The sequence below is a fragment of the Streptococcus sp. SS4 genome (genome assembly GCF_030440125.1).
Lineage (GTDB): Bacteria > Bacillota > Bacilli > Lactobacillales > Streptococcaceae > Streptococcus.
Window position 1 is genome coordinate 1 of the sequence record NZ_JAQFJM010000017.1, and the last position, 14,504, is coordinate 14,504.

Annotated in this window: 4 protein-coding genes and 1 pseudogene; all 5 read right to left on the reverse strand. The window is 41.0% G+C overall.

Annotated elements, in window-relative coordinates; translation table 11 throughout:
• On the reverse strand, window positions 1-337 hold a 337-nt coding region (locus PCY16_RS11150), incomplete at its 3' end, for a hypothetical protein (protein ID WP_301354651.1).
• A 180-nt stretch (window positions 338-517) separates the two neighbouring features.
• Window positions 518-4,162: a YSIRK-type signal peptide-containing protein gene (locus PCY16_RS11155; protein WP_195414169.1), complete on the reverse strand. Its 3,645-nt coding sequence runs from the start codon at window positions 4,160-4,162 to the stop codon at window positions 518-520.
• Window positions 4,163-4,621: 459 nt separating this feature from the next.
• A complete protein-coding gene (locus tag PCY16_RS11160) occupies window positions 4,622-10,858 on the reverse strand; it encodes a ZmpA/ZmpB/ZmpC family metallo-endopeptidase (protein WP_195414168.1) in 6,237 nt (2,078 codons plus the stop codon).
• Between the two features lie 947 nt (window positions 10,859-11,805).
• A pseudogene (locus PCY16_RS11165) lies at window positions 11,806-12,466 on the reverse strand (transposase); the annotation flags it as partial.
• A gap of 313 nt (window positions 12,467-12,779) precedes the next feature.
• Window positions 12,780-14,504, reverse strand: a 1,725-nt coding sequence (locus PCY16_RS11170) for an Ig-like domain-containing protein (RefSeq protein WP_301354654.1), incomplete at its 5' end; no start/stop codon positions are given.

Genomic DNA, 14,504 nt, shown 5'->3' on the forward strand with positions numbered 1-14,504 from the left:
CAGTTGCTGCTTTACTTTCTGTTATCTTCAGAGATCTTTCAAATCTTTGATGTGAGGCTAATAAATAAAGTACATTAAGGTAAACAAGAGCAATTTTCGGTGATTCCGAATGCTTTTCATAAACAGTAGACGCTTTATCTACTATATTCTTGAGAGATTTTTCATCGTCCTGTTTTGAAGCCAAGTCACGAAGCATTTTGAGGTATTCACTAGCAATTTCCTCTAACTCTGGATTCTTTAAATATTCTTTTTCGATTTTTTCAAATTTTTCTAAAAACTCCTGATTTGAGTCACTACTCATATTTCCTAATCCTTCTTTCTTATTCTGTTTTACCATAGCAACGGTATAATTATACCAAAGAAGACGTTACAATACGATAGCACTTTCGAAATTATTCAAAATCCATAAGATTCCCCTTAACATATACAATTAATCCACAAACAAAAAATCTCTCCGAGCAATTCACTCGAGAGAGATTTTATTTTTGGATTTTATGAGAGATAAGGTTTGGAAATCTTAGTCTTGGTTTTTACGACGATTCATAGCCGCAAGTCCTGACATGAGTCCCATGACAACAACACCCATTGCTGCAAGGTTGTTATCTGACTCGCCTGTTACTGGCAATTGTTCATCGCCTTCTTTAGCTTTATCAGAGCCATCTGCCTTCTTACCATCTTTGTTTCCAGATTTCTTCTTATCTGAACTCTTACCATCTGATGCGCCATCAGCAGCTGAACCAGATCCAGAACCTTTAGATCCTTTAGAACCGTTTGAAGTTGCTTTGACAGCCTTAGATGTTGAACTTCCAGATTGACCACCGTTACCGTTTGATGGAGTTGAGCCATCTTCGACTTTACGGTAGATGTAAGTTACGACTGTTTGACCTTCTGTCATCTTGTCTGTAGATTTACCTTCTTGGCGGATCAATTCATATTTCACACCGTTACGGTAGATGTAACGGTCACCATGAACATTAACTTCTGAACCAACAGAGTTAGTGATCACAAGCGGCATCTTGATTTGGTTACCATACTCGTCACGGTAGATAACAACGATAGTACCAACTTCTTTGTTAACTGCCGGTTTAGCAGGTTCTGCATTAACCACCTTGTAAACAACCTTTGTATCTTCACCAGGGTTGCTTGGTGTCACACCAGTCTTATCAGCCTTGTAACCTTTCACTTCAGGAACAAGAGTCATAGCAGCCTTAGTTGGATCGTTAGGATCATTTGTGTAAGTAACTGCTTCAACACCTGGGATTGGATTCCCTTTTTCGTCAACGGCAATAATCTTACCAAATTTAGTGTAAGTTACAGTCTCAACCTTGCTGTCCATAGTGACATTTTGAGAAGCCACACGGCCTTTATCGGCGAAGTAACCGTTAACCATTGGCGTAATCACGAGATCAAACTTAGTCTTATCTGCCTTCCATTCACCTGCAGTAAGAATATCACCTGTTACAGAGTCAAGCGTCAATGAACGTTTCCATTGTGCTTTCTGAACACTGTCTGCTGGCAATTTAGCATTGCTATCTTTGCTTGCATAGTGAACAGTATATGTCACATCTTTAAGGTAAGCATCCTTAGCTGGCCATTTTGGACCGTTTGGTTGGTTAGGATAGATTGGTGTTCCTGGTTCGTGAGCATTGTCTGGATTAAAGTCAAGTGCTACACGTTTGAAGCTTACTGTCCAAGCTTGGTCAACTGTGCTATCCAAGTCAAAGCTTGCACCAGCTGGGTAACCATCTGTTACAAGGACATAGCCAAGGTCTTGATAGTGTTTGATACGTTCAGCTGTTGAATAGTTAACCGCTTCACCAGACTTACCAGCCAAAGCAACAGTTTCAAGGGTTGAACCACTTGTTTCATCACGGTAAACAACACTTGCTTTTTGATCATTCTTAACGTAAACAACCTTAGTATCGCTAGACAAGTCACCTGGTGTTGCAGGTACTACCTTAGCAGTGTAACCTGGGATAGTTGGCAAGTTCTTGTCAACTGCAATCATCTTAGTTGGATCGTTAGGATCATTGATGTAGGCAGTATCAGAGACACCTGCAATTGGCTTACCATTTTCATCGACAATGACAAATTTACCAAAAGCCTTATAAGTTACGGTGTCAGTTGCTTCTGGAGCATCTGGAGTTACTGTCTTACCACCTGCTACCGCTTTATCTGCAAAGTAACCATTAACAACAGGAACCTTAACTGTACCGTAAGTGTGGCTAGTTTCATTCCAAGTCACCTTACCAGTCGCTTGGTTATCCTTACCTGCAAAGGTATAGTCAGATTTCACATCTGCAGCTGGAGTTTTATCGCCTGCACCTTGGAAGGTAACCGTTTGTTTAGTAGCCTTAGTCACATCGTTAACGATTGCTACGTAAACGACACGAGTGTCTTCACCTGGATTTGATGGTGATGCAGGGACAACCTTAACAGTGTAACCAGGAATACTTGGAAGCGTCTTGTCGATGGCAATCATCTTAGTCGCATCATTAGGATCGTTAGTGTAGGCAGTTGTTGATACACCTGGAATTGGACTGCCATTTTCATCCACAGCAATGAACTTACCAAAGGCCTTGTAAGTAACTGTATCTGTAGCATTTGGTGCATCTGGAGTAACTGTCTTGCCACCTGCTACGGCTTTATCAGCATAGTAACCAGTAACAACTGGAGTTTTGACTGTTCCATAAGTGTGAGTCGTTTCAGTCCAAGTTGTTGTATTAGTTGTAGGATCTTCTTTACCGTTGAAGCTAAAGTCATTTTGAGTGTTAGCAGCTGGTGTCTTCGTATCAGCACCAGTGTAAGTTACTGTTTGACTTGTTGCTTTTGTGACATCTTTAGTGTCTTTTTCAACGATAATGTGGTAACGGTAACCAGGAGCTAGGTATTGACCACCGCCATTGGCATCAATCGAAGCATCCAAACCTTGTGAACCGTTAGCAAATTGCACAAGGTCAACAACACGACTTTGGTTAAAGTCCCAAGTACGATCTGAGCGAATGGTTGCAATACCATTTGTATAGTCATATTGACGTTCTGATTTTAAGACATCTACGTAAGCATTAGCTTTAGATTTGTCAGCAGACGCATACTTGATACGATAACCTGCTGGTACTGGAGGAAGCTCTGTTATACCCGCATCGTAGATCTTATTGTAAGTCCTACCGTTTGCAGTGATTGTTTCAGTTGAGTTGTTGATACGGTATGTTGAAGATCCAGGAATCTTGTTTCCTGCTTCATCAACGTAGTCAATAATACCAAGGTTGGCATAGTTAACGACAACCATATAGTTACCATTTGTAATGTAGTCATAAGGTCTCATAACCCCACGATTATCACGACCAACTCTAAGATTGTTGATGTAATCAATGTTAACAAAGTATTGTTGACGTTCTGGCAAATAGGCAAGTTTGTAGCCTAGGTTTGTCAAATCAGGGTTTGTTGAACCTGCTCCAGCATTTGTCAAAACAGCAACCGCATCAGCTGAACGAAGACTACGGTTTGATACCGCAAGTCCCATAGCATTGATGAGATTTTCAGAGTTAAGGCTTGCTTCAGCAGCATTCAATTCACTGCTTGTCACGGCCAACTCACTAGTCGCCACTTTAAGGACGCTATTTACAGCATTGGTTGTAGACTCTGCGCTGGCAGTTTCTGCTGCAGTCGCAACTGAAGCTGCTGCACTTGTTTGTGCTGATACTTGACCAGCAACAGGAGCTTCGGCTACTGCTGTTGAGCTAAGAGCTTGTGCACTAGTCGCTACAGATGAAGCAGTCGCTGCTACAGATTCAGAGCTCGCTTGCGATGCAGCCTGAGAAGCTGCTTCTGAACTAGATGCTGTTTGACTAGTTGTTGAAGTTGCTTGGCTTTCTTGAGCTGCTGATTGTGGCTGTTCACTAGCCAAGGCCACAGTAGAGACTGAGCTTGGTGCGTTTTCTGTTGTTGCTGGAGCTACTGATGCTGTTGTTGGCGTTGATTGCTCCACGACGACATCTGGCTCAGCAGTTGTTTCCATACCTGCGGTAGTTGGTGCTACCGTTTCATCAGCTTGGGCACCCTGTGCATTTGAGAAGATTGAAACTCCCAAAAGGACAGAGGCTACACCAAAGCTGTATTTTCTTAATGAAAAACGTTGGCGTTTATTAAACATATCTCTCATAATAATAAATTTCCTCAATATCCAAATTACTTTATATACAGTTTCCATTTTATACTATAATTATTAAATTGTCAAATATATAATGATTATTGTTCTAAAGTTTAACTTTCATTAGAGAATATTAATTTAAAACTTTTATCTAAGTCCTTTGAAACATCAAAATGTTCGTGCTTTTATTTACCACAATCCTCTGTTTTGTTAGTTCTATAATTTTCAAAATACTTTCATATCAAACCATTTTTCATTAAAAACGTTCATCACCCTAACCTTATTTTTTAGTTTTGGTGATATTTATTAAAATACAAAATACTCTCCCTTCAAAAAGAAAAATTTTTTAACGACTCAACTCACAGTTCTCTCAACCCCTTGCCAATACTGACATAGAGACTCCTTACTACTCCTTTTTCGAACAAACTCAAAAATCCCTTTGGTATTTACCAAAAGGGATTTTTTCATCTATTATTTGAAAATAGAACTTGTGAAACTATCTGTCTCTTGTAGGAGTTTCTTATAGACAGCTTCTTTGAGTTTCGTCGTATGGCTTGTTGACACAGATTTATTACCGTTATTATCTGTTTTAAGACTTGCAGCATCTTTGGCTACTGCCGCTTTAAACAAGGTCAACAAATCATCGTAAGAACTTACTGATGTACCATCAATAGTAACTGTCGTCAAACCATGGGACGCTTTTTCTTTCACTTCTTTGAAGTAGGCCTTCTTGAAGTCTTCTAATGAGTTGAACTTCCCATCAGAAATCTTGTTAATGATAAAGTCATCCCCAAGGGTGTTCTTACCAGCCGCTTTAGCTTCTTGTTTATACTTGTTGGTCGCATAACCTAGGAAGCCTTTTTCATAGCCGTAGTAACCCCAGAGTCTGAAAGTATTATGCTTGAAGGACATAGCACCTGGAGAGCCCTCACTGGTATTACCACCATAAATGGCAGACATCATAGGTACATTGACATAGGCAGAAGAGAAATCCTCAGGTTTATAAACACCATTTCCAGGTCCACGATTGGTCATGAAGTTATTATCTACAAGGTCATCAATAGAAGTCAAGTTAATAGCCTTTTCACTATCACTTAGAGCACGCACCTTGTCGTATTGGTTTTTACTGTTACCACGTAACTGTTTATCTACCTTCTTGAACCATGCGTTATTGAGCTCTTGCTTGCCTTGACTGAGGACTGCTTCCCCTTCCAACGAATCAAGAAGCATAAGGGTATCGTTGTAGCCTTTCATGTAACGATCGATGGCTTCACGCGACTTCAACTTGTTTGGATTAGTGTTGTACCACTGATTACCGTCATTTTCTCTTTCAAAGGCCATGTTAAGTCCCAAGGCCCCGTATTCACCTTGATGGCCCTGAGTAGCTGGTGATTGCAACATCCCTTGGGCATAAGCTTCAACGTCTGTTCCTTCACGACGACCAAAGCCTCCAAAGTAGGCAATACGGTCATTGATATGAGTTGTTTCATGAGTGAAGGCCGAAGCACCGTACTCACTAATCATGTTAGACATGACGAAGGTAACCTTGGCACGATTATCGTATGGATTGTCGTAGATGGCAGCATAGGCACCGGCCATGGCTCCGTTATCACCATAGTACTCACCGACTGGTCCATAGATTTCACGGATTGGCGCATAGACTTCTGTACTGTTCTTGAATTGGCCGTAGCGCTCTGGCCAACCTGGCCAACCATGGCCCCAGACATAGAAACCTTCCCAGACTGGATTGACAATGTCTTTGAACAATTTGTTTTTGACATTATCCGCAGCCAATCTTTGCCAGAAATCAAGATAGTTGATTTGACGTTGAGCGGCTAGATCAATCTCAGGTTTCAACTTCTCTAAGGTTGTATTGTACTTGTTAGCCGTACCATAAGACATGGTGTCATAGGTAGAAATCAAGAACATCTCTGTCTTATCAAGGTTCAACAATGGCAAAATCATCTTGCGGTGGAGACCACGACTAAGGTTATCATAAACACGATACTTGTGCTCACCGACACCTTCATTTTGAGATGCCTTCTCAATAACGTAGACCTTATCCTTAGCAGCATCGATGAACCAATCATTCATATTGTCGATAGTGGTAAAGAGTTTTCGGTTGTAATTAAGGAAGTCGGTCAGATCACTAGAAAGGGTACTTTTGGCGAGAACTTCACCAAAAGCATCGTATGTTCTTGAACCACTGATATTATTTTCCTTAGAGCCAATCTCAATCAAACGGTCAAGGACATCCACATTTTTACCATAGAAATCTGGTTTGAAGAGCATGATTTCCTTGATATTAACATCATCGAACTTCACACCATAGTAGCGATTCAAGTAAGTCAAACCTAACAAGAGGGCCGCTTTATTTTTCTCAACCTTGTCAAGAATCATTTGTTGGGCAGCTGGTGATTGGTTAAGCTGATGGTCCTCATTTTGAACCAGCTTAGTCACCAGGTTAGTTAAATTAGCCTTAACAGCTTCAAAACTTTCTTCCAAGAAGAGGTTCTTGATAGCATTGACCTTGTTTGGACCGGTACGACCAAGTTTTTGGTAAATCGGATCAGACTGCAACTCAATTGGTTTCAGGATATCAACGATACCATTGATAAGACTTGAGTGGTCTTTTTGAACGACATTTGGAGTGTACGCGATACCCAAATCAGCAACAGTGTACTCTTTAACATTGCTCAAACCTTCTGAACTCTCTGAAAGCTTGAAGTAGTCTTTGGTACCATCAGCATAATGAACAATAATCTTATTAGCAGCGCTCAGGTCAGTGACAAAATTACTATCATTCATTGGAGTTACTGAAAGCACTTCTTTGGTATTCAAGTTATGGTCTTTAGCCAGTTTATTTGCTTGATAGACAATATAATCTTTGTTATAAAATGGCTGGAATTTCTCAATATTCTTGTAAGCCTGCTTGTATTCTGGCTTATAGTCTTGAATATTGGCAAAATCAGCTTGATTAGAAACATTGTTAAGCGTATTCAACGCGTAAGGCTCGCTAACAAATGTATCAGCTGTGATGTTGTAACCTTCAACACGCTTGTCAGCTCCTTCCTTGGTCAAATGTTTGAGCTTATTCGGACTCTTAGTATCTTTACCAGTACCATCTTCGGCCGAGCTGTAGCCGACAACACCAAAGAGATCTTTGATGTATGGACCACCATCTTCATCATTAACATCATTCGAAGCAAAGATTTCTTGGCCCTTGATAACCTTGGCATAGGTCACATTATTTTGAACAGCGCCGTAAGGCCATGTCTTAGCGACAATACCACCGACATTTCTTGTGTTTTTAACATCAAGAACACCTTTAGCTACTGAATTGGTTACCTTGGCCTTAGTTCCTGATTTCCAACTGTTGAGCATGTAAGTGACAAATGGCACCAACATACTTGCGTTGGCATTTTGAGCTGTAATAGTCGCATCGACATAGGCTCTGTTGACGAATCCCATGTAGTTTGAACCAGCAATCCCACCAACTGTCGAGTTATTACCGACAGAGTTGATTTCACCGATAAAGGCAACATTTTCAATCTTGCCATCTTCATCAATCTTATTGACAATACCTGCAACGTCATTGTTACCAGTCACTGAACCAGCCACCTTAACATCTTCAATCAGACCTTTATTTTTAAGGTTAAATCCAACCGTCGCGATTTGATTTTGACCAGAGCGATTGATGTCTACATTTTCAAAGTTGATATTCTTGATTGTTCCGCCATTGATGACATTAAACAATGGATGCTCTAAATCATAGATGGCATAGCGTTTGTCACCATCACTGAGCAACTTACCAGTAAATTCAGTCGTAATGTATGATTTGCCGTTTGGAACGACGTGACGAGCACTCATACTTTGACCCAGTCTAAATTCACCTGAAGGATTAGCCTGAATGGCATTGACCAACTCAGCAAAATCATAGTAAACATTGGCTTGGCTAGCCTGAGGTTTCTCAATGTAATAGCTATAGGTTTGAGCAAAATGGTTTTGGGCATCACGTTGAACCAAATTATCCGCTGCTGCAGTTACCTTATAAACCGCCTTGCCATCAACCGTTGTTTCTTCGATGGCTTTTACTGCCAAGTAAGTGGTCTTCTGATCCGCAGAAGTCATCTTCAAGTAGTAATTCGTGAGATCCTGAGGTACAGTTGCCAGACGAGTCTCATCCACTTCTGTTTGATTGTCATACTTAATCAAATCTGTACGTGCAAAATCTTTAAGCTCAACCTTCTTGAGATCCAGTTGGAGAGTTTGGTCTGCCAAAACCTGATTCTCCTCACCATTGCCACGATCATAGGTCATGGTTGTTGTGAGGGTATATGGCTTGTAATAGTCTAAGTTTGTTAGGTCAGCAGTCAAGGTCGTGCTAGGAATATCAAGCGTTTGGACAATTTGTCCGTTTTGCTTGAGGACCGCTTTAATAGTCGTGATAGCTGCTGAACCTGGATTCGTCAAGTTGTAGCTAAGTTTAGCACTACGACCCAAATCATCCTTGTCAATCTGTGTCAGCGTAAGCACTGGCTTTTCAGACACCTTGGTCCCTTTGTGAACGATACGATCTTGAACAGGAACTAGCACGGTTTCAGTGACAGTTGGTGCCTCAGACGTCTTATTCCCTTTATAGGTCTTATAGACTTTGGTGATTTTGTTTTGACCTTTTTGACCTTCTTGAACAACCTTTAGAGTGCCCTTTTCAAGACTATCATCTTCTTGGACAATCTCTTTAAATGGAAGCTCTACGATAGACTCTTCCGTCGTTGTTCCATCTAGAGGTTTGCTGCCACGACGAAGTTTTCTAGGTTGTGGCACCTCAATAACCTTACCTGACACAATAGTTGGCTCACCAACCTTGACACCATCAATGGTTTGGTAAATTTTCTGGATTTCTTGTCTACCTTTTTGACCTTCTTGCTCGACAACCTCTTCATCCACATACTTGCTATCATCAGTGATAACTTCGATAGGATAATCGATGGCTTGCATTTCAGTCTCTGTGACACTGCCAACAACTGGAGTGTGGACTGGATTCTCGGGTTGGACAGCCGCCTCACCTTCGTGACCTGATTCTTGTGTACCCTTGGCTTCCAGTTTGCCTGTGTACTCTGGATTTGTAGGTTGAACAAGGGCTTCGCCTTCATGACCGGATTCTTGTGTACCCTTAGCTTCCAGTTTGCCAGTATAGTCTGGATTTGCAGGTTGAACAGCTGCTTCGCCTTCATGGCCAACTTCCTGAGTACCATTGGCACTGATTGGACCGGTGTACTCTGGATTTGCGGGTTGAACCACTGCCTCGCCTTCGTGCCCAACTTCCTGAGTACCGTTAGCACTGATCGGTCCTGTGTACTCTGGGTTAGCTGGTTGAACCACTGCTTCACCCTCGTGACCAACTTCTTGGGTACCGTTAGCACTGATCGGTCCTGTGTACTCTGGATTTGCAGGTTGGACCCATGCTTCACCCTCGTGACCAACTTCCTGCGTTCCATTAGCACTTGTAGTATCGCTACTGATTGAACCTGTGTACTCTGGAGCGACAGGTTGAACAGCTGCTTCGCCTTCGTGACCAACTTCTTGGGTACCATTAGCACTGATTGGGCCCGTATATTCAGGGGCAACAGGTTTAACCAAAGCTTCACCCTCATGACCTACTTCTTGTGTTCCATTGGCACTAATCGGTCCAGTGTAATCTGGATTTGCAGGTTGAACCAACGCTTCGCCTTCATGACCGACCTCTTGAGTACCGTTAGCACTGATTGGACCAGTGTACTCTGGGTTAGCAGGTCGAACCAACGCTTCACCTTCGTGACCAACTTCTTGGGTACCATTGGCACTGATTGGACCAGTATATTCTGGATTTGCAGGTTGAACAGCAGCCTCGCCTTCATGACCTGATTCTTGCGTACCTTTAGCGCTAATTGGTCCTGTGTACTCTGGATTAGCGGGTTGAACAGCCGCCTCGCCTTCATGACCTGGCTCCTGTGTTCCTTTTTTCCAACTGATTCCCTTACTATCCCTAGCAGCTGTCCCCTGACTAACTGTATTATCTTCTTTTATTGAAGACTCAAGCCCTTGCAAAGTATTCCCCAAAGGTTGTTCAAGCTCCGGCTTAGCAGAGTAACGCAGATAACCCACATACTCATAACCATCAATGGCAATAACACCCTTAGCCAAATCTTCTTTATTTGAAACCGCAAGAGTTTGATTATAGACCTGCAACTCCTTGTTTTGCAAGGCAAGAACCTCTATCGGCACAAGGAGACTTTGCCCTGCGGCCCCGATCAAGACCAAGCCAATAATTTTTTTACGATGTTTTTTTGAAAATAGGAGCACAGCCATAGTCGCTGTTGCCAATCCCAAACCTGTTGCTGCCCAGTCAGAACTTCCTGTCTGAGGAAGAGTAGCTTGACTGTCTCCCTTACGTTTATAAACCAGATAAAAAGTGTCCTCATTTTGATATTCCTTAGGAATAGCATGTACCACTTGCTTCTGCTCTTCAGCTGTTAATTCATTTTCTGTGACATAGGCCATGTGTACCGATGCATCCGAAGTAACCTGGTCTGCCGAAACTGGTTTAGACACGAAAAGACCACCTGCTAACAAGAATGTCCCGATAGCAACTGGCCCTACACCTACTGACAATTTACGAATGGCGTATTTTGTCACTTTTTCAAAAACATGATTTGCTTGTTTCATTCAAAATCTTCCTATATGTTAATCGTTGTACCCCAAAGGCACTTCAAAAACGAAGACGTTACTGAAAAACACGCACTCTATACATTTATTATCCTTCTTCCGAAATCTATCATATCCTTTTTTTAATCTTTAGGCAAGTATTTTCTATAATTTTTAATCAATATAAATAATTGTTTGGCAACCATACTTTTCTTTCATGAAAACCTCTAAAACCTTTTCATATAACTAATTATAAAGACTCTAACATTTGTAAAAACTTTCTCTTGAAATTCAAAGTAGTGATATATTTTGAGTTAAATAATTTTATAAATTATACTGATATCCCCATATATCTAACATTTTAATTAAAAAGATAAATAAAGACTACTAATTTTGACAAGAAAAAACGCAAGAACTTCTCTCGCGTTTTTTTCGCATTAATATTCCAGAGTTTAGCCAATACCTTTAGAAAGATTATACGGACAAACTAACCAATATAGAGTTTACCATAATATAATCTAAATAACAATCGTCAAATAATCTCATTATATATATTCTTTCGTGTATGAAAGAAATATTTAGTCTCTTAAATTAAACACCTATTTAATATCAAAACATAAAATCTTAAATTGTAACCATGCATCGTCGCCCACTGAATTCTCCTCAATTATAAATTAATTAGTCTTAAACTAGATTATATTTTCCTTTATAACTATAACTTAGTCTGAAAATTCACCTCACCATCTCAGAAAATATTATTTTTATAAAAGTTATTGCAAATTTCTCATTTTGCTGCTATAATCACCTTAGTAGACTCATATTTAAATGAATTTATCTTCCCCTCGTCTCTAATTAACTTCTATCATAGAGACTTCACATTTAGCTTCAAACTTACATATTACTCTTGTATGAGCTACTATTTTAAAGAAGCTCTTTGTCAACTGTAGTGGGTGACGAAAAGCTAACATCTAGAGAGGACCGGATAGGTCTTCTCTTTTTGTATATTCAGAGTGATGAAAACACGTTTCCTAAAGTTGATAAAATTTCTAAAACCGAAGCCCAGACGTTTAATATCTTTGATAAGCTTATTAGTCCCCTCCAATTTTGTTTTGCATTTGAGTAATGTGTTTCTAGTGCATTTTTGATGTATTGTTTATGTTTACGAAAAGTCTTAAAAACTGTTTTGAAGTAATGATTGAGCTTGCTTATATTCTCCTCTATGAGTTCAAAAAACTCATCCACCCTCTTCTCCTGAAAGTGAAAAAGCAAGAGCTGATAGAGGTTATAATAATTGGAGAGTTCTTCTGAGAAATTCAGTGTCTTCTCAACGACTTCATGTGGGCATAATGTTTGATGGAAGGTCTTCGAGTGAAATGATTTACAAGATAACTTACGGCTGTCCTTTTGGAAGAGTCTCCAGTGATTTTTCAAGGCTCGATAGGGTAGTGACTTCTTATCGAACTGGTTCATAATAGCGATTCTTGTCTTTAAAAAGGCTCGGCCAAGGTGCTGAATAATGTGAAATCGATCAAGAACTATTTTGGCGTTAGGGAAGAGTTTGCGAGCCAGTGGAATATAAGCTCCAGACATATCCATCGTGATAAACCGTACCTTTTGACGTACTTTCAAACGTCTGATGAAAAACCTTGGTTTAACTGCTCGAATTTGTCGCAAACGGCAGTATCCTTTCATATTAGTATACGATAAACTATTATTATCATATCTCATCACTGTTCCTCCTTTGATATATTAGTTAGTGGTCGGTAAACCTTATCTAATATAGCACTTTGGTAGGACTTTTTTATACATCGCTAAACAATTTTCGGAACCACTAGTACAACTGGTAGTTTTCAAACAAAAAGACTCACCCCTATCAGGGATGAGTCTTTTGCTTTAAAAACTTAGAAGACTTTTTAAATCACTTCTATAAGAATATTTTATCTTAATCTTCTTTTCTACGTTTTCCTGCAATGGCAAGTCCAGCTGCCGCAAGAATTCCACCAAGGACAACGCCACCGATAGATGCTTCGTCTCCTGTTGCCGGAAGTGTGGAAGCGTCTTTTTCAGTTGCTGAAATATTTGCCCTAGTTTTAAGGTTCATGCGTTTCGCTGAAGTAGTTGATGACTCAACTTTGCCACTTAGTGTCGGTTTAACAACTGTTGGAGTATTCTCAGAACCCTTACCATTGTTAAAGGAATCTACTGTTCCACTTGTTGTGGCAAACATTGGAGCACTAGCTCCTGAAACATTACCTGCTAGGTCTGTCGCTTTCGCTGTCACAGTACCTTCTGGAATGTTAACTGTTGGAACTACTACTGCATGACCTGTTTCATCAGCTGTAGCTTCACCAATCTTGTTGCCATCTTTATCGAACAATTCAACCTTAGTTCCTGGTTCTGCAATAACATCAATTGGAGTACGACTACCTGCCTTACCTGTAAGATCAGTAGTCACAACTGGTGCTGATGGAGCTATCTTATCAATTCCTTTACCTACAGTCACTGATGTTGAGCTAGAGGTGTTGCCTGCATCATCTGTTGCAGTAACAGAAACTGTATCACCTTCCTTCAAACCGCTGACTGGTACACTGAAGTTGCCATCTTGGTCAGCTTTAGCCGATACTTTAGAGCCATCCGGAAGCATCACTACAACTGTTGAACCAGCTTCGGCTGTTCCTGTTACTGCTGTAGTACCTGCTTTAACTGGGTTTACAACTGGTGCTGATGGAGCTGTCGTATCAGTTCCCTTACCTACAGTCACTGATGTTGGGTTAGAGGTGTTGCCTGCATCATCTGTTGCAGTGACAGAAACTGTATCACCTTCCTTCAAACCACTGACTGGTACACTGAAGTTGCCATCTTGGTCAGCTTTAGCCGATACTTTAGAGCCATCTGGAAGAGTGACTTCTACAGTTGAGCCTGCTTCGGCTGTACCTGTGACGGCTGTGTCACCTGCTTTAACTAGGTTCACAACTGGTGCGTCTGGCGCTGTCGTATCAGCTGTTTTCGCTACGGTTACAGTTGTCGCATCTGATGTGTTACCTGCGTTATCTGTGGCTGTTACAGATACTGTCTTACCTTCTTCCAAACCGCTGACTGGAACGCTGAAGTTTCCATCTTGGTCAGCTTTAGCCGATACTTTAGAGCCATCTGGAAGAGTGACTTCTACAGTTGAGCCTGCTTCGGCTGTACCTGTGATCGCTGTGCCACCTGCTTTAACCGGGTTCACAACTGGTTTAGCTGGCGCTGTGGTATCTGTCGCAACTTTTGGTGCGCTTGCATCTGATGTTTGACCATCTTTCGTAGCTTTAGCTGTTACATTACCTGCTGGAATATCAACGGTTGGCGTGATCGTAGCTTTACCATTTTCATCAGCTGTTGCTTCACCAATCTTGTTACCATCTTTGTCGAACAATTCTACCTTAGTGCCTGGTGCTGCAGTCACTTCAACTGGGTCTTTAGTTCCTGCTTTACCTGTAAGGTCTGTATCGACAACTGGTTGGCTTGGTTTAGCTGGTGTTGCTGCTGTAGCTTCTTTTGGTGCGCTTGCATCTGATGTTTGACCATCTTTCGTAGCTTTAGCTGTTACATTACCTGCTGGAATATCAACGGTTGGCGTGATCGTAGCTTTACCATTTTCATCAGCTGTTGCTTCACCAATCTTGTT